The 18,276-nt window shown below is 42.4% G+C and carries 16 protein-coding genes and 2 rRNA genes; 8 read left to right on the top strand and 10 right to left on the bottom strand.

Features of this window, described 5'->3' with window-relative positions:
• The first annotated feature begins 197 nt into the window (after positions 1-197).
• Together FTT83_RS04120 and FTT83_RS04115 are read left to right on the top strand one after the other, a co-directional pair.
• The gene (locus tag FTT83_RS04120) at positions 198-1,499 is read left to right on the top strand and encodes a solute carrier family 23 protein (protein WP_180176295.1); all 1,302 of its coding nucleotides are present in this window, start codon (positions 198-200) and stop codon (positions 1,497-1,499) included.
• A 552-nt stretch (positions 1,500-2,051) separates the two neighbouring features.
• Positions 2,052-2,513 carry a hypothetical protein gene (locus FTT83_RS04115; protein ID WP_180189938.1) on the top strand — a complete coding sequence of 154 codons (462 nt, stop codon included), beginning with the start codon at positions 2,052-2,054 and terminating at the stop codon, positions 2,511-2,513.
• Positions 2,514-2,607: 94 nt separating this feature from the next.
• Here the strand turns inward: FTT83_RS04115 and FTT83_RS04110 are convergent, their stop codons facing one another.
• The 4 genes from FTT83_RS04110 to ilvD (FTT83_RS04095) form a co-directional block, all read right to left on the bottom strand.
• Positions 2,608-2,895: a chorismate mutase gene (locus FTT83_RS04110; RefSeq protein WP_166169682.1), complete on the bottom strand. Its 288-nt coding sequence runs from the start codon at positions 2,893-2,895 to the stop codon at positions 2,608-2,610.
• Positions 2,876-4,186, bottom strand: coding sequence for a hypothetical protein (locus tag FTT83_RS04105; protein ID WP_180176296.1), 1,311 nt, complete (start codon positions 4,184-4,186; stop codon positions 2,876-2,878). The genes FTT83_RS04110 and FTT83_RS04105 overlap by 20 nt, the downstream gene beginning before the upstream one ends.
• A gap of 69 nt (positions 4,187-4,255) precedes the next feature.
• Positions 4,256-5,941, bottom strand: coding sequence for a dihydroxy-acid dehydratase (ilvD, locus tag FTT83_RS04100; RefSeq protein ID WP_180176297.1), 1,686 nt, complete (start codon positions 5,939-5,941; stop codon positions 4,256-4,258).
• A 375-nt stretch (positions 5,942-6,316) separates the two neighbouring features.
• On the bottom strand, positions 6,317-8,146 hold the full coding sequence (gene ilvD / locus FTT83_RS04095) for a dihydroxy-acid dehydratase (RefSeq protein WP_180043852.1): 1,830 nt from the start codon (positions 8,144-8,146) through the stop codon (positions 6,317-6,319).
• Positions 8,147-8,529: 383 nt separating this feature from the next.
• Here ilvD (FTT83_RS04095) and fmt point away from each other — a divergent pair, with 383 nt between their 5' ends.
• Positions 8,530-9,489, top strand: a complete 960-nt coding sequence (fmt, locus tag FTT83_RS04090) for a methionyl-tRNA formyltransferase (protein WP_180082385.1) — start codon at positions 8,530-8,532, stop codon at positions 9,487-9,489.
• Positions 9,489-10,796, top strand: coding sequence for a 16S rRNA (cytosine(967)-C(5))-methyltransferase RsmB (rsmB, locus tag FTT83_RS04085; RefSeq protein WP_180176298.1), 1,308 nt, complete (start codon positions 9,489-9,491; stop codon positions 10,794-10,796). Before fmt ends, rsmB begins: the two co-directional genes overlap by 1 nt.
• Before the next feature lie 57 nt (positions 10,797-10,853).
• Here rsmB and FTT83_RS04080 read toward each other — a convergent pair whose 3' ends face one another.
• The 4 genes from FTT83_RS04080 to FTT83_RS04065 all read right to left on the bottom strand — a co-directional run bounded on the left by FTT83_RS04080 (position 10,854) and on the right by FTT83_RS04065 (position 13,541).
• Positions 10,854-11,342, bottom strand: a complete 489-nt coding sequence (locus FTT83_RS04080; protein WP_180082389.1) for an IS630 family transposase — start codon at positions 11,340-11,342, stop codon at positions 10,854-10,856.
• Positions 11,343-11,386: 44 nt separating this feature from the next.
• Positions 11,387-11,692, bottom strand: a complete 306-nt coding sequence (locus FTT83_RS04075) for an IS630 transposase-related protein (protein WP_180082381.1) — start codon at positions 11,690-11,692, stop codon at positions 11,387-11,389.
• 216 nt (positions 11,693-11,908) lie between these two features.
• Positions 11,909-12,052, bottom strand: coding sequence for a methionine/alanine import family NSS transporter small subunit (locus FTT83_RS04070; RefSeq protein ID WP_086197760.1), 144 nt, complete (start codon positions 12,050-12,052; stop codon positions 11,909-11,911).
• Between the two features lie 10 nt (positions 12,053-12,062).
• The gene (locus tag FTT83_RS04065) at positions 12,063-13,541 is read right to left on the bottom strand and encodes a sodium-dependent transporter (RefSeq protein WP_086197762.1); all 1,479 of its coding nucleotides are present in this window, start codon (positions 13,539-13,541) and stop codon (positions 12,063-12,065) included.
• 616 nt (positions 13,542-14,157) lie between these two features.
• Between FTT83_RS04065 and FTT83_RS04060 the strand changes: the two genes are divergently transcribed.
• From FTT83_RS04060 to FTT83_RS04045, 4 genes are all read left to right on the top strand, one after another.
• On the top strand, positions 14,158-14,853 hold the full coding sequence (locus FTT83_RS04060) for a TIGR04219 family outer membrane beta-barrel protein (RefSeq protein ID WP_180082379.1): 696 nt from the start codon (positions 14,158-14,160) through the stop codon (positions 14,851-14,853).
• A 236-nt stretch (positions 14,854-15,089) separates the two neighbouring features.
• Positions 15,090-15,731 carry a hypothetical protein gene (locus FTT83_RS04055; protein ID WP_094069339.1) on the top strand — a complete coding sequence of 214 codons (642 nt, stop codon included), beginning with the start codon at positions 15,090-15,092 and terminating at the stop codon, positions 15,729-15,731.
• The gene (locus FTT83_RS04050; protein ID WP_180082377.1) at positions 15,731-16,330 is read left to right on the top strand and encodes an IS607 family transposase; all 600 of its coding nucleotides are present in this window, start codon (positions 15,731-15,733) and stop codon (positions 16,328-16,330) included. The genes FTT83_RS04055 and FTT83_RS04050 overlap by 1 nt, the downstream gene beginning before the upstream one ends.
• 4 nt (positions 16,331-16,334) lie before the next feature.
• Positions 16,335-17,717: a transposase gene (locus FTT83_RS04045; RefSeq protein ID WP_180082375.1), complete on the top strand. Its 1,383-nt coding sequence runs from the start codon at positions 16,335-16,337 to the stop codon at positions 17,715-17,717.
• Positions 17,718-17,893: 176 nt separating this feature from the next.
• Here FTT83_RS04045 and rrf read toward each other — a convergent pair.
• Positions 17,894-18,008: ribosomal RNA gene (rrf, locus tag FTT83_RS04040) — 5S ribosomal RNA — on the bottom strand.
• Positions 18,009-18,185: 177 nt separating this feature from the next.
• Positions 18,186-18,276: ribosomal RNA gene (locus FTT83_RS04035) — 23S ribosomal RNA — on the bottom strand; the annotation flags it as partial.

The raw sequence follows: 18,276 nt of genomic DNA, 5'->3' as shown, positions 1-18,276 counted from the left end.
TTTATGAATTTATCAAGACATCTTCATACCTATTAACTATTGATTTAGCATTATTTTTAATTATTAAAATTTTTATCACATGGTAAAAATATTTGAAAAGTCATGGTATTAGTGTAAATAAAATTTTGTTTCAATGATTAAATCTTCCAAAAAAGAAGCGTATGATGTGCACAATTTGTTTTTAGAGTGCTCAAAAAATGTCCAATTGGTTTCCCAAATGGCGCCCGTACGAAGGCAGTATCGATGCACGTCCTGTCGGTACCAATGAATACCTTCCACCTGCACAAAGTGTGGTTTTGGGTGTACAACATGCTTTTGCCATGTTTGGGGCGACTGTACTTGCACCCTTCCTGATGGGATTTGATCCTAATCTGGCTATTTTAATGTCAGGCATCTGTACCATCCTGTTTTTCCTGATGACCGGGGGACGTGTGCCGAGTTATCTGGGTTCCAGCTTTGCCTTTATTGGGGTGGTCATTGCAGCAACGGGTTATGCCGCTTCGGGTACGGGTGCACCCAATACCAATCTGGCCCTGGCCGCTGGCGGTATTATGGCCTGCGGTATTCTGTATGCCATTTTTGGTTTTATTGTGATGGCAACCGGAACCAAATGGATTGAAAAACTCATGCCCCCTGTAGTGACTGGTGCTGTGGTCATGATCATCGGCCTGAATTTGGCACCGGTGACTGTTAAAGGCGTAGCAGGGAATAACTTCAATATGTGGATGTCACTGGTCACCGTGATGTGCATGGGTTCTATTGCGGTATTTACCAAAGGCCTGCTGCAACGTCTGCTGTTATTGATCGGTTTATTACTGGCTTACCTGATCTATTATATTGTTTCCAATGTGATGGGGCATGGCACGCCAATTAATTTCGCTCCGATTCAACAGGCAGACTGGTTTGGTATTCCTACCTTCCACTCACCGGTATTCGACGCCAATGCCATGCTGATTATTGCACCGATTGCCTTGATTTTAGTAGCGGAAAACTTGGGCCATATTAAAGCAGTGGGTGCCATGACCGGTGAAAACCTTGACCCGCACATTGGTAAAGCCTTTGTTGCCGATGGTCTTGCAACCACTTTATCAGGTGGTGTCGGTGCTCCCGGGATGACCACTTATGGTGAAAATATTGGCGTGATGGCGGTGACTCGTGTCTATTCCACCATCATCTTTGTTTTTGCCGGTGTATTTGCGGTTTTCTTGGGACTTTCACCAAAATTTGGTGCCATTATCCATACCATTCCGACTGCCATCTTAACCGGTGCATCGATTGTGGTCTTCGGTTTAATTACCATTGCCGGGGCAAAAATCTGGATTGAAAACAAGGTTGATTTTTCTAAAAACAAAAACCTGATGGTAGCTGCGGTGACCATTATTTTAGGCACCGGTGACTTTGCCCTGCAATTTGGCAGCTTTAACCTGGGGGGTATTGGTACCGCTACGTTTGCAGCCTTAATTCTGAACTGGTTCTTTAGCCTGGGCGATAAATCATAAAGATAAGTACACATTTTCAGGCAGCCGTAAGGCTGCTTTTTTTATGTTTGAGATTGAGGAAATTTGAATATGATGAGTTAAAAAGTCACCCTGTTCCAGGCTAAATCTCAAGAAAAAGCTAAGGCTTTTGCGACTGCAAAGAATAAAAATATCCACTATAAATATGACAAAATATTAATTTTTGATTAATAATTAAGCAAGTAATTGCATGTTTACATAATAAATCCATCAATTATTAATATATTATTAAGTTGATCTTAACTACATGATTTGCTAACTATCTTGTACTTATTTTCTGTCCTGATTGGGCAAATTTAGCGCTTTTCTCGTCCTAAATTGGTTATTTATCATACTAAAACAGGTGGATTTTCAAACAAAAGCTCTTTAAAGTACGCGCTTCGTATAAATGGGCTATGTAATAACATTGCATTTGCACCATTGAGAGAAAGAATATTCGGGTTTTAGTTCTGAAAAATGCTGTCTATTTTTTCTAAAAGTAATTGAAAATCAGGTAGAGATTGAAGAATGATTTATGATGGACATCATAGCAATATGATTAATGCTGCGGATCAGAATACTGCGGTAATCTCGCAAAATTTCCAGAAAAACCAGGCAGGTTCAGGCGCTAAAAATTCCAAAAATAAAGGCATTCCCTTTCTGGATGTACGTAAATTCACACAAAAGTTACATAGCATGTCGTCGGCGACCAGTACCAAAAAATGTGCACGGAGTATCCGCATTGCACTACAGTCGGCAGGTGCCCGAATTTTGAATCATCCAGTGGCAGCTGCAGATTGGGGACATACCCTCCAGGCGATTGGCTATAAAAAAATCAACCCTTCTTTTGATCATCCGCAAGAAGGCGATATCTATATTATCAACAGAACCCAGAAGCATGTTTACGGCCATATTGCTGCCTATACCGGCCGCCAATGGGTATCTGATTTCCGCCAAAACAGTCATGCGGTTTATAAGAATGATCAGGTCCGCTATACCTATTACCGTTTGGTGTAACAGATGAAATAGCGCGGTTCAGACACTTTTTCAGGTGTCTTTTTTATTGGACAGGTTGAGCTTTTATATTGAGCTTATACTACGCGCAATCAAATTATGGTCGGATTTCTCGCAATTCGCGCTGAATAAAACGCTGGATCATTTCACGATATAAATGTTCCACCAGATCAGGATCGGTTCCCAGATCTAGCGCTTGTGCACGTACTTTCTGAATGACCTGCTCGACCCGTTCCGGAGATTGTACGTCCTGTACAGTACGCTTAAAACGCGTAGCCTGATCGACATAAAACTGACGGGTGGCAATCATCTCAATGAGTGCGGTATCAATGGCATCAATCTGTGCACGGGCCTGTTCTAAAGACTCACATTTCTCTTTCTTCATCTTTGCTATCATCATTTTCACTTTTATATTGGTCTTCTAAAACATTACTAAAAATACTTTCGATCATCCAGACCCGGTACAAACTATTAAACACATAACTTTGACCATCAATGCGCAGTTCGAGCACAGGAAAATCGGGCTGAGACTTCATTTCACAGAGTATGTCATTTTCTTTTAATTTGGCAGCAATATCTTCAGTGCTCAGTTCATTGATCTCTAAATCACGCTTGATCTGGTCAAAATGCGGCCTGAATGAGAGATCTTTGCCTTTGGTCCAGACCGCCTGCAAAATGCTGTACATGGCTTCCACACGCTGCTCTTCAGGAACACTATAAAACAGTTTCGCCATCTCATAAGTTGCTTGCTGGGTAGGACGGCAAAACGGGGTAAATTTCACTTCGGTACGTTTGGACAAGCGTGTTGCCAGCCCCCAGTCAAACAGGTCCCGTCCATGATAAGATAGCGGGTAAACGTTGAGGTGAATATTATAAAAATTGGCCAGCTCTTCTTTAATATAGGCCAACAATAGCCAGGAAATTGGGTCTTCCAGGGCAATATATAAATCCAGTTCCGGATCTAGCGCCTGAATTTCATTCAGTTCTTCGGCATCACTGATCAGGTGTTCACGCCATTCAATATGGTTGATCAGGAAGATGGGATTACCAGTGAGTAATTTTTGTTGTTTTAAACGGCGGGTCAAACGCAGCAGATCATCCACCGCATGATACTTGCGTTCCCCAAATTCAAAATAGCTGACCAGCACTTCATCATCGTTAAAAATTCGTTCCGGAAAGTTTTGCGCTGGATGATGGCGGCTTGCCATAGCGTGCAAGGTACGCAATTTGCCATACTGTTTTTGCCACAGCATGTGGAACACGTCTTCGAGTAAATACAGGAAATCCTGGCCACGTAAGGGAGTATTGCGAAGAATGGTTTCTGCTTGAGCGATGGCCTCAAACGGCGGCTGTTCGGGGGTTTCATGAAAACTAAAACGATGCTGTTTGGACAGAATTTTGGCATCGTTCAGGCAGTAACTTTGCCACTCCATTTCTGACATGTTATTGGGAGGTTCTGCCGTTCGACTGGAAATGATCACCTTTAAGGGTTTGATTTCATCACTCAAAATTTCTTCAAGTTCAGGTAACTGCTGTGCAGCCAGATAGCTATAGACATCATCCAGACGCAAGTGGATGGTTAAACCCTGCTCCGTAGATAATTCCACCTGACGGGTCGGCTTTTGATAAAACCAACTCGATCGAAGTGGATCAAACCAACGGCGTAACAGTGACATGAGATCAGCCTCGAAAAAAAACCCTTGTGTGCTACAAGGGTTTATAACAATTTGTTAGGTAATGATCAATTATACATCTAAATTTAGATCGGTCACTGCCCCTTTTTCAGCACCTGTGGTCAATTTGGCAAACTTCGCCAAAGCTCCATAGCGATAATTCGGTTCAGGCTTGACCCAAGCCGCTTTACGCGCTACCAGCTCTGCATCGGGAATATGCAGTGTCATTTCACGGGTTTCGGCATTAATGGAAATTTTATCGCCATTTTTCACCAGACCAATCGGCCCGCCTTCATAGGCTTCAGGCGTGACATGACCAATTACAAAGCCATGGCTGCCACCTGAGAAACGGCCATCGGTGAGCAGCGCCACAGATTTTCCTAAACCTTTCCCAATAATCGCAGAAGTCGGTTTCAGCATTTCTGGCATCCCTGGTCCACCTTTCGGCCCTTCACCACGAATCACCACCACTTCGCCTTCCTGCACTTCACCATCTAAAATACCACGCATGGCACCAATTTCGCCTTCGAACACGCGTGCCGGACCTTCAAAATACAGTCCTTCTTTACCGGTAATTTTTGCGACCGCACCAGTTGGTGACAAGTTACCCTTTAATACCACCAGATGAGAGTCTTTTTTAATCGGGGCATCAAAGGGCAAAATAATCTGTTGTCCTTCCGGATAATCTTCTACATCTGCCAGATTTTCCGCTAAGGTTTTACCAGTCACAGTCAAGCAAGAACCATCCAGCATGCCGGCATTCAGCATACGCTTCATTAGAGGTTGAATACCGCCAATCGCAATCAGTTCCGACATCAGATATTTACCGGATGGTCGCACATCGGCCACCACCGGAATGTCCTTACCAATCCGTACGAAATCATCCAGGGTCAGTTCCACCCCTGCGGTATGCGCCATCGCCAACAGATGCAGCACGCCATTGGTCGATCCACCCAGTGCAATCAGCACTTTAATTGAATTTTCAAATGCTGCCTTGGTCATGATGTCACGTGGTTTGATATCCAGACGTAGCAGATTCATTACCGCTTCACCGGCACGCAGACAGTCAATTTTTTTCTCTTCAGACACCGCTTCCTGCGCCGATGAACCCGGCAAACTCATCCCCAAGGCTTCAATTGCGGAAGCCATCGAGTTGGCAGTATACATCCCGCCACAAGAACCCGGGCCAGGCAAAGCGACTTCTTCAATCTGCTTGACCTGAATTTCGTTAATTTCGCCTTTGGCATGCTGGCCCACAGCTTCAAATACCGAAATCATGTCGGTATGGCCAGCACCCGGTTTAATCGTTCCACCATAAATAAACAGACCCGGACGGTTTAAACGTGCCAGCCCCATGATGCAACCCGGCATATTCTTGTCACAGCCACCAATCGCAATCACCCCATCATAAGCCTGACAGCCGACCACCGCTTCAATTGAATCGGCAATAATTTCACGGGAGACCAGTGAGTATTTCATGCCTTCCGTACCGTTTGAGATCCCGTCAGAAATGGTAATGGTATTGAAGATAATCCCCTTGCCATTTGCGGCATTCACGCCTCTTTCCACTTCACGCGCCAAGCCATCGATATGCATATTACAAGGCGTGACATTGGCCCAAGTTGAGGCAATGCCAATAAAAGGTCGGCTAAAGTCGGCATCTTTAAAACCGGTCGCGCGCATCATGGAACGTGCCGGCGCATTTTCAATGCCTTCATAGACAGGAGCTGAATGCTCACGGATATTATCTTTACTCATTGGTTTCTTCCTTGGCGATGACTGATTTTCAACTTCAGTCTTTGACAAATTATTCTAAGATCATTGTATAGAAGGCATACGATATGTAAAAGAAATTACCCTGCAGAAAAATATTTTTAATGATCGCTTAAAACCCTTTAATCACATGACCGAGCGACATGGATGTCGCTGTTTCGCTGTGCTACAAGGACGTAGCATCAGAGAAACAAAAGATTTTTGTTACCTTACGCAGCAATGCTGCTCATATTTCAAAAGTAAGATTCTGCCGGCACAAAGATCATCAGAACTTTTAAATCTATTTAAGGCAGTGAATTTTTCCAAAACCATAAAAAAGCACCCCATCTGGAGTGCTTTTTATCAGTAAGAATCTAAAGCTTAGATTTCACGTACCGCGCCTTTTGCCGCACTGGTAGTATGCATAGCATAAGCTTTCAGTGCTTTAGAAATTTTACGTGGACGCTCTTCCACCGGATGCCAGCCTTTCGCTTCTTGTGCTTCACGACGAGCTGCCATGGTTGCTTCATCCACAGCCAGGTGGATGGTACGGTTTGGAATATCGATTTCAATTAAATCGCCATCTTCAACCAGACCAATGGCACCGCCTTCAGCCGCTTCAGGAGAAACGTGACCAATAGACAAACCTGATGAACCACCCGAGAAACGGCCGTCAGTCAGCAAGGCACATTCCTTACCTAAACCTTTCGATTTCAGGTAGCTGGTTGGGTACAGCATTTCCTGCATACCCGGACCACCACGTGGACCTTCATAACGAATCACAACCACATCACCGGCTTTAATTTCATTACCCAAGATCGCCTCTACCGCAGAATCCTGGCTTTCAAATACACGAGCAGTACCGTTGAATTTCAAAATTGAATCATCAACGCCGGCAGTTTTGACAATACAGCCATCCAGCGCGATGTTGCCGTAAAGCACAGCCAGACCACCATCTTTCGAGAAAGCATGTGCTGCATTACGGATCACGCCATTTTCACGGTCACCATCTAAACGCGAATAGTAACGGTCTTGTGAGAAAGCAGTTTGTGTTGGTACGCCGCCCGGTGCCGATTTAAAGAATTGGTAAACCTCTTCATTTTCAGTCCGGATGATGTCCCATTTGTCCAAAGCATCTTTAAGGGTTGCTTCGTGGACAGTACCCACTGAAGTATCCAGTAAGCCAGCACGATCCAGTTCACCTAGGATCGACATAATACCGCCGGCACGATGTACATCTTCCATATGCACATCATTTTTCGCAGGCGCAACTTTACACAGTACTGGCACTTTACGAGATAAGCGGTCGATGTCATCCATGGTGAAATCAACACCTGCTTCGTTTGCAGCAGCCAACAAGTGCAGTACGGTATTGGTTGAACCACCCATGGCGATGTCCAGCGTCATGGCATTTTCATACGATGCTTTGGTGACCATTGAACGTGGTAAAACGCTGTAATCGTCCTGTTCATAGTGGCGTTTAGCCAATTCAACAATTAACGAGCCTGCACGTTCAAACAGTTTTTTACGATTGGCGTGGGTTGCTAAAGTTGAACCATTACCTGGAAGAGACAGACCCAATGCTTCGGTTAAGCAGTTCATTGAGTTGGCAGTGAACATGCCTGAACATGAACCACAGGTTGGGCATGCAGAACGTTCGTATTCAGCCACTTCTTCGTCGGTATAGTTGTCATCTGCCGCAACAATCATGGCATCAATCAGGTCAATAGCTTTGTCGTTGCCGCGGATTTTCACTTTACCCGCTTCCATCGGACCACCAGATACGAATACCACTGGAATATTCAGGCGCATCGCTGCCATCAGCATCCCCGGGGTGATTTTGTCACAGTTGGAAATACACACCATGGCATCGGCACAGTGCGCACTGACCATGTATTCCACCGAGTCGGCAATCAGGTCACGTGAAGGCAGTGAATACAGCATGCCATCATGACCCATCGCAATACCGTCATCGACGGCTATGGTGTTGAATTCTTTGGCCACACCACCTGATGCTTCAATTTGACGAGCCACGAGTTGACCAAGGTCTTTTAAATGAACGTGACCTGGAACAAATTGTGTGAATGAGTTGACGACGGCAATAATTGGCTTGCCAAAGTCTTCATCTTTCATCCCAGTTGCGCGCCATAAGCCACGCGCACCCGCCATGTTTCTTCCGTGTGTCGATGTTTTTGAACGATAGTCAGGCATTGTGTTATTCCAACAAAGTTTGTGCTTGAGTTGAATGAGCTCATTCACTCTGGCGAAATCTTACAGATCGAGAGCATGAAATCAGTCGAATTTCCAACCTATCATACACCAAGCCATTGTTTTTCAAGATGGCATTTTCATCTTAGATATGGGTAGATGGGTCTATAAATTGAACTTCGTGATTTGACGACAAAAATCTTTAACTGAAATCTACTATACCGCCATCCCCAGCCAGACAATGCAAAACTTTCATGAATAATTTTTAAATTTTGCATAAGTTTTTTTTATAAAAATAGGCTTCTTCGGTCTGTATTCAGACGCAATTTAGGTGAATAAATGCTTTTGCCTTATAATAGACATCACGTTTATTTGGAAGCTTTTGTGTGAAAATCATCTTTGCGGGTACACCAGAATTTGCAGCCACTGCATTGGCTGCACTGCTTAAAACCGAACATGACATTGTTGCGGTCTATACTCAACCGGACCGCAAAGCTGGACGAGGACAAAAACTCACGGCTTCTGCTGTAAAGCAGCTGGCTTTAGCCAATAATGTTCCGGTCTACCAGCCGCTTCATTTTAAATCTTCGACTGAAGAAGGCTTGGCCGCACAGGCAGAATTAGCCGCTTTAAATGCCGACGTAATGGTGGTGGCCGCTTATGGCTTGATTCTGCCGCAAGTGGTACTCGATACACCTAAATATGGCTGTCTCAACATCCATGGTTCACTGTTGCCACGCTGGCGTGGTGCAGCGCCGATTCAGCGTGCCATTGCCACAGGCGATACTGAAACTGGCGTGACCATCATGAAAATGGCGGCGGGTCTGGACACCGGTGACATGATGTTTAAAACCATCTGTCCTATTGAAGCAAGCGACACTTCTGCAACGTTGCATGACAAACTGGCTGAACAGGGTGCAAGTGCCATTGCAGCTGTTTTAGCGTCGGAAGAAAAACTGCAACACTACCTGGCGACCCGTGAAGTGCAAGACGAAGCATTGACTGTGTATGCTCACAAGCTTTCCAAAGCCGAAGCAGAAATTGATTGGTCTACGGATGCCATACAGATTGACCGTAATATCCGCGCCTTTAACCCGTGGCCTGTGGCATTTATCGTACTCGACGAGAAAAACAACTTGCGGGTGTGGAATTCCAAGTTATCTCATACTACTGCGGAAAATGCTCAACCGGGTGAAATCATTGCCATTGATAAAGATGGCGTTCATGTTGCCTGTGCAAATAACACGGTCATCACACTGACTGCTTTACAATGGCCGGGCGCTAAACCGCTTAACCCTGTACAAATTTTACAAACCCAAAAACTGACTATTGGACAAATTTTATAATGAAGCAATCTCCCAACGCCTCAGCCAAAAACCTTAATTTACGTGCTCAGGTGGTGAAGACGTTATTGGCTGTCCAAAATGGTCAATCGCTGCAATCTGTGCTGGCGCAGCAAATGAACATCGTGTCAGACAAAGACCGTGCTTTGTTCCATGAATTGGTACTGGGTTGTTTACGTCAATGGCATGCATTGAAACAACTGACTTTACCATTACTCTCTAAACCACTGGACAATCAAGTGGTTGAAACTTGTTTGTACCTTGGTTTATATCAATTGCTGTGCACCCGAGTGGCTGCACATGCCGCGATTTCTGAAACCGTTGAAGCGACCAAACAATTGGGGATGGAAAGTTTAAGTGGCGTAGTGAATGCGATTTTACGTCGTGCCACCCGTGAATCTGAGCAGTTCTATGACGTGCTTGAACAAGCGACGAATTTACCAAGCTGGTTGTCTAAACGTCTGAAAAAAGACTGGGGCGATCAATTTGCTGAACTCAGCTATGAGCTGAAACAGGTTGCACCCCTGACTTTACGCGTTAACACCCGTCAGGTCAGCCGTGACGAATATCTCGACATTCTTGAAGATGAAGGCATCGATGCACATCGCTGCGAAATTTCCGAAGTCGGCATTGTCATGGACGAAAGCCTGCACATTCCAAGTCTGCCGGGTTTTGAAGCTGGCGGTTTCTCGGTACAGGATGAACATGCCCAGCTGTGCGCTACTTTATTGCCGAACTTGAATGGCAAAATCGTGATTGATGCCTGCGCGGCACCAGGCGGTAAAACTGCGCACATTTTAGAGAAATATCAGCCGAAAAAACTGATTGCCCTTGATCAGGATGAAAAGCGCTTAAAACGTGTTTCTGAAAACCTGGAGCGTTTGGTTCTCGATGGCAAACATGTCGAAATTGTCAGCGCAGATGCCGTAACCTGGACGGCACCTGAACCGGCTGATTGCATTGTTTTAGATGCACCGTGTTCAGCGATTGGGGTGATGCGCCGTCATCCAGACATCCGTTTACTGCGTCAATCAACTGATATTGCCAAAACAGTCCAACTGCAAAAACAGATTTTGGACAACATGTGGCAGCAACTGAAGGTTGGTGGCACCTTGCTTTACATCACCTGCTCGATTTTAAAAGCAGAAAATGAACAGCAAATGGTCGAGTTCTTCGCCAACCATCCAGATGCCAAAGAAATCAAAATTGAAGCCGACTGGGGCATTGAACAAATTCATGGTCGTCAGCTGTTACCGAAAGCAGGTCAAGGTGATGGCTTCTTCTATTGCCGTATCCAGAAAATAGCTTAACTACATAACGGCAATACAAATCAAAAAGGTGGCTTTTAAGCCACCTTTTTTTTATAGCTAAATACTAAATAAACTATCACAATGCTTTTTGAATAATTCATCAATGTCTTTGATTCGAAATTTATTTCTAATCGACTTTACTCGTGACCACATTTTTTCAATAGGATTTAAGTCCGGACTATATTTAGGAAGCCACACAATGTAATGGCCTGCACAACGTACCAACTCCTGAAGCCTTTTCCCTTTATGAAAGGTCGCATTATCCATAATTAAAACACTGGTTTCTTTCAGCTTGGGCAATAAATCCTGTTCAATCCAGCATTCAAATACCTCGGTGTTAACTGAACAATCAAATACTCCAACTGTAAGCAATCTATTTTCGATTAATGCACCGATCGCATTGCTACAATTTTTTAACTGCCAGTTAAATTCAGCTTCAGCCCTCATTCCTTGAGGGCTATAACTATGCAATCGCGTGCTTTCACTTTGAAAACCACTTTCATCGATATACACCAGCGGTAATTGTTGTTCTAAACACTCAATCAAATTTTGAAATTGCCAGCGTTGATTTTGATCTGCTTTAGGGTGCTTTAACGTCTTTTTTTACGTGATATTCCTGCGGTATGTAACGCATTAAATACAGCATGAGTACTGACACCAAAACGTTCTGCCCGTTCACTAATGTAATCATCAGGATATTGTTCAACATCCTTCAATATTTGCTCTTTGCTGATTTTAGCTGGACGACCGGGAATAGGTCTGTTCTCGGTCGATTTTTTCCATAGTTGTATCGTACGCGTGCATACTCCAAAATGCTGAGCAGCTTTACGTACTGACAGTTGATCTCTTGCCATAATTTCTATGACTTTATCTTTAAAATCTTTTGAATATCCCATGTCTTATAGTGTATTAAATATTTGAGAACTTAGCTATATTGAGGTATGCCATGCTGCCAGAAAGATCACTGCAAATGCGATCCAGACTTGCGGTAGCACAAGGTTGGGCAACAGCATGCTCCATTCAAGACATAAGTATTCAAGAAACAAGAAAGCCATTATCATCAATGATAATGGCTTTCTTTTGCAACAGTATGAACTGAAGTATTTAGGGATTTAAAGCGTATGTTGGTCTTTCACTTCTTCCAGCACCTCATCCAGTTCTTCCGGATGTTTCATCAAGTGTAGAATAGATAACACCAATCCGCCCCATAAAAACAGCATCGAGATAATCATCATGACAATTGCTGAAGTATTCATGTTTATTCTCCTAGCGATCTTTCATTCTGGCTAAAACAAACGCCACCACAGCACAGAAAATCACACAGCCCCAGCCAAACAGCCACTGCATACTGATACTATAGTCACCATAGCCTTTTAATAACAAGTTATAAATGGTCATGGCCAATGTAATCAATAAAATCAACGAGGTAATGACCGTTAGGGTAAAATCCCAGCCTTTGCCTAAATGCACGGTTGAAATGGCATTAACGTGATTCCGGATCTCAAGCAAAGCTGAACGCTTAAACCAGGCAATGCTGATAATTGAAATTAATGCACCACCAATAATACCGATGTTATTGATGAAATGGTCAATGATATCCACCAGTTTAATCGAATTGACACTGGAGAATAAAACGATAGAAACCAAAGCACTACCGCCACCAACAATAGTAACCGCTTTCTTACGGCCCCATTTCAGCTTGTCCATCATGGCAGAAATTGGAACTTCCAAAATACTGACCATCGATGAAATACCAGCAACAAACAATGAGGTAAAAAACAGGATACCAAATAAATCCGCACCAGCACCCAGGCTGGAAATGATTTTAGGGAAGGCAATAAAGGCCAGCCCGATACCACCACTCACCACATCCTGTACATTGCTGTTCGAGCTATACGCCATGAAACCCAATGCGGAAAAAATACCAATACCGGCCAGAATCTCAGTTGATGCATTGGCAAAGCCCACAATTAAACCTGAACCAGTTAAATTGGTTTTCGGCTTCAGGTAAGACGCATAGGTCACCATGATCCCGAAACCGACGGATAATGAGAAGAAGGTATGGCCATACGCCGCCAGCCATACTTTATAGTCCATCATGGCTGCCCAGTTCGGGGTAAAGAAGGCATTCAAACCTTCCACTGCACCCGGCAAACGTAGGGATTGAATCACTAACAGGGTAAATAAAACAAACAGTAACGGCATGAAAATCTTGTTGGAAAGTTCCACACCCTTTTTCACCCCACCATATAAAATGATTAAGGTCAGTACCCAAATTCCGGCTAGGGGCCAGAAAATATGACTGACAAAACGGGGATCAAAACCTGTTGCCTCTGAAGTCTGCAAATAGGTTTTAAAGAAGAACCCTTCCGGGTCGCTGCCCCACATTTGACCAATCGAGAAATAAACATAACTGCCTGCCCAAGTTAAAACACTGGCATAATACAAGCCAATAATGATACAGACACTGACTTGCCACCATCCCAGGGTTTCGCCTCCCCGGAACAATTTACGGTATGCTTTCGGAGGCGAGCCACTGCTACGATGCCCGACCGCATAGTCCAGAAATAACAGCGGTAAACCCGCAGTAATTAAAGCAATCAAATAAGGGATAAGAAACGCACCACCGCCATTTTCATAGGCAACGTATGGAAAGCGCCAAATATTACCTAAACCGACCGCCGATCCGATAGCGGCAATAATAAAGCCCGATCGTGAGGTCCAGTTTTCACGAGAATCTGTCATACAACACCTAAACCTTCGGTATCTTCAGTTGCTGCTTGTTATCGGGTTTATATCGCAAGCAAAAAAAGTACCATTCAAAAATAATTCTTGTGTCTGATTTAGAGGTCACCTTTTGGGTGCAGTATTCTAAATTGCAAACAGATCAGTAAGGATCAAATTTTGCTTAAAAATGTTGATCAATACTCATCCTTTATATGAACTTAACAATACTCACTTTTATAAAAATTTTCTGTAATTTATTTACCAAACATTTCATTTTTATAATCTGTTGAGTTTGAATGCTCATTTAATCGGCTTATTTTTAATCTCTCTTTATTATTGAATAATAAACTTTTGGGAATACATAAATTACATATAAAAACCTGAAGTTATCTTAAGATGCTTCAATCTACTTATTTATGGTTCTGGAATAACGATTTAAAAATTAAATGCCGCATGGCTTTTTCAACTCGTATGCTAAAGATGAGAGATAAATTTCCTGTAATTTTGAGAAACAACAACAATGCAATTTTTTATCATTCACTATATGATGCGCTGAGTTTAAGTCTGTATCTGCTGCATTTAAGCCACAAAAAGATTTTCCAAAAATAACAGTTCACATCACTTCAGGATTTTTATGCAATCACTTAAAATTCTTTGCTTAGCCATAGGACTGGGCGCATTCAGCTCCACCCAAGCCGATGTTATTGCAGTTAAAGGCAATATTGATTACTGGCACTACAGCACCGATGTAACTCAACCGGCATCTTCGCTTCCACAAACACAACTTGAAGATGATCATGCGCTGTCATTCTCGGTTGCAGTAGAACATCCGGTGCCATTTTTACCCAATGCAAAAATTAAGCATAGTCATTTACAGGCTGACAGCGATCAAAGTTTTGAAGGTGTAATAAAAAGCCATCAAGTCGACCTCACTTATACAGATTTCATTCTCTATTACGAAATACTGGACAATATTGTCGATGCAGATGTCGGCTTTGGAGCTAAACGTCTAAGCGGAGATATTCTGCAAAACTATACCGACACATTAGATGTCAGTAGTACGCTACCGATGCTTTATGCCCAGGCCGGGGTAAACCTGCCCTTTACTGGCTTAAGTGCAAGAGTTGAAGCCAGTTTTGCTGCACTGAATGATGAACAAATTAGCGATGCTCAAGCAGAACTCAAATATAACTTCATCGATAACCTCTTAGTCGACGTAGGTGCCAGAGTTGGGTATCGCATTTTAGACATTCAGCTGGAAGAAGGTTCAAATGCAGAAACCAAACTTAAATTTAAAGGCCCTTATCTGGGCATAGAAGCACATTTTTAAAGCCATACTTGTAGGCTTTCGCGTACATGGACTACAGAAAATGAAGGCTAGGCATGCGGCAGCGTTCAAATTATAGTTAACCCATACCGAAACAGGATGTTTCTAAAACAACAAGAATAAAAGTACAAAACAGCAGGATGCTAAATAGATCAAGAGTAAATTACTATAAATAAAAAATATAGACAAATATATATAAACAATCTAATATTGGGATATATTTGATAGTTTTTTTAATTATGAATAATCTAGTAACCGAGCTTAAACGCATCGAACAAGACCTTGCTAATTTTGTATCCCCTGAAAACAAAGATGGCTTTGTTAAAGAGTTTGCATCTTGGGTATATGCTGAATGGTCAAAAAATACTTTTTATGACCATTATTATGTTGATGTTGGATATGACTGCTCTTCCCACCCCGAAGCTACCAATAAATTGCTTGCTGATGAGTGCCGAACCTATGCGGAATTTATTAATGCAAATACAGGTGTATCAAAATGCACTTTTGTTTCAGGGCATGGCATGGCTTGTGAGGAATATTCAGACAAGCTTCAAGAGCTTTTTGGTGATGCATGTTCAAAAAAACTAGATGAGTTAATTGCACTATATGGACTAGAAGTGCCCGATAAATATAAAAAAAATGCTGAAAATATCAGTGAATTAATTTTTCATGAAGTGGTTGATTATAATAAAGATTCAGAACTTCATGATGTTTGTGAAAATATTTTATTTAGATTTAATCAGTTGGGTGTTGAGCAAGAACCCTATGCTTGCTCTCTGTGTGGTTGGGATGAAGTGAATGATGCGCCAATATATGGTGATGAAGCGGTATTTAAGGACTATAGCCTAGAAGACTTTAAAAAATTAGCGGAGATTGAATAATGTACTCTCCTGCTAAATTTGGTGAAATGATTGGAAAATCAGTTAAAACACTACAGCGATGGGATACTGAAGGTACTTTGGTTGCGTGTCGAAATCCCAAAAACCGTAGGTATTACACACATGACCAATATCTTGAATATATTGGGATAAAAGCTACGGAAGATAAATCATCAGTAATTGTATATTCAAGGGTATCGAGCGCAGCTCAAAAACCTGATTTAGCAAACCAAGTTTCAGCGCTAGAAACTTTTTGCACAGCCAATGGGTATGCGATTGATGAGTGGGTGTCTGAAATTGGTAGTGGTTTAAATTACAACCGGAAAAAATTCAACAAGCTTTTCTTGGATATTGAAATGGGTAAAGTTTCAATGCTGATCCTTGCTCACAAGGATCGCTTGGTGCGGTTTGGTTTTGAATGGTTTGAGTCCTTTGCTGATAGACATGGTTGTAAAATTATTATCATGAATCAAGAATCTCTCTCCCCAACAGAAGAAGTAACCCAAGATTTATTAGCAATTATTCATTGTTTTTCTTCACGCCTGTATGGATTGAGAAAATACAAAGATAAGGTTAAAGAATTAGTGAGTAGTAAGGAATAACTCTTTGAAGCTAACACGCATTCATCACTGTAGAAACTTGAACAAGGAAAAGTACAAGCAACTTGAGAAACAAGCTGTATTACTTGGTCATGTTCGTAGTGAAGTTTGGGCGAGATATGGTGCTATTGCAGGGTTAAGTATTAGCGACAGAACCATTCGTGATGCGTGGATGAAAGAAGGTCGTAACTTCGGTGTTTCAGCAAATGCCTGGAAAGAAACCTTACGTGACTGCATGGGTGATATTAAAGCCTTTCGTGAGGCTTCAAAAGAGAAAGTAAAACAAGCGATTCGCAAAAGAACGACTTGCGACAAAGAGCTAAAAAGACTTTATACCTTGCTTAAAAAAGACGAATGGCAGGAAGATAATTTCCTGCATCGTCAAATGCGTAAACACTTTAGGCATGGTGTAAATCACACGTACAATCAAATCATTGTACGTGCTGATATGTGTAAGACATTTGAGTTAAACGGTCAATGTTGGCTCAAAGTACCAAGCCTAGTTTCTCGCCAAACGATTAAAATTCCATTGAATACAACAATGGAATTTGCACCAATAGGCACACTCAGAATCATTCTTAAAAACGGCAATATTGAGGTTCATTCAACCTATGATGCCGTTGAATCTCAAGATTGCGGTCAAGCAACTATCGGTGTTGATAAGGGTTATTCAGAAGCCTTTGTTGATTCTGATGGTGAAGTGTATGGTCAAGGTTTGGGTAAGCTAATTTCAAGTGAATCTGACTACTTGAATCAAAAATACAAGAACAGAAACAAGCTCAGAGCAATCGCTAAAAATAAACCTCATAAAAAAGCCCAAATTGAGCTAAATAACTTGGGTCGTAAGAAATTGGATAGACGACAAGACGCTCAAAAATCCAAGTTAAAAACACTTATTTTTACAGCAACTCATAAGCTCGTTGATAAAGCGAAATTGATTGTTGCGGAGGATTTAACTTCTCCAATTCAAAGTAAACGCAACTATGGTAAAAATACCAATAGACGCTTAAATACATGGGTTAAAGGCTTGTTAGCTGATGCCCTAACATCTGTATCTCACCGTAGAGGTTCTACGGTACATCTAGTTAATGCTGCATATACTTCGCAATGTGATTCTTTTTTACATGGGCTGCTAATTGGCACACGTAAAGGAGATCGCTTTCACCGTTTTAATGGGGAGGTTGTGCAAGCTGATTGGAATGGTGCGAGAAACGTACTTGCAAGATTAAATGACACTGAGATTAGTCGTTATACGCCTTACAAAACCGTAAAGCGCATATTGCAAGAACGGACTGACCGCTACAAGTCGGAACTGACCGACTTAGGCTCTAGTTACACGCTTGGCGACAAGACATTAACAGAGTGCGAATTAGTCCTTGACTATGTTTGACTACATTTTAAGGAACAGTGATATGTTTAACCCATACGAAAAAGCCTCGACATCCTGTCTGTCGGGGCTTTTTTATGTCTGCATATATAGCATTTTTTATTCTTGGTTTTTAAATTTCGTTAATTCTAGGCATAAAAAAAGCCCCCTCGTTTGAGGGGGCTTTTTAAGGAATAATGAGCTGGCGATGACTTACTCTCACATGGGTAATCCCACACTACCATCAGCGCTAAGAGGTTTCACTTCTGAGTTCGGGAAGGGATCAGGTGGTTCACTCTTGCTATGGTCGCCAGCACAACTGTTTATGACTTTGCGTTTGGTCTTATTTAGATGCCAATGCTTGGTCAAATAGAATTCATTAACAGGTATATCTGAGCTGTCATATTTTGTTCTTTAGCGTTCACTAAATCAAGCTGTTTTGCTTAATATCGAATCAATTGATGCTTTATACAACAACTGTTTGGGTGTTGTATAGTCAAGCCTCACGAGCAATTAGTATTGGTCAGCTTCACATATCACTATGCTTCCACATCCAACCTATCAACGTCGTAGTCTTCAACGG

It is taken from the genome of Acinetobacter sp. YH01018 (genome assembly GCF_013420295.1).
Lineage (GTDB): Bacteria > Pseudomonadota > Gammaproteobacteria > Pseudomonadales > Moraxellaceae > Acinetobacter.
This window is presented reverse-complemented; position numbering and strand designations above follow the sequence as displayed.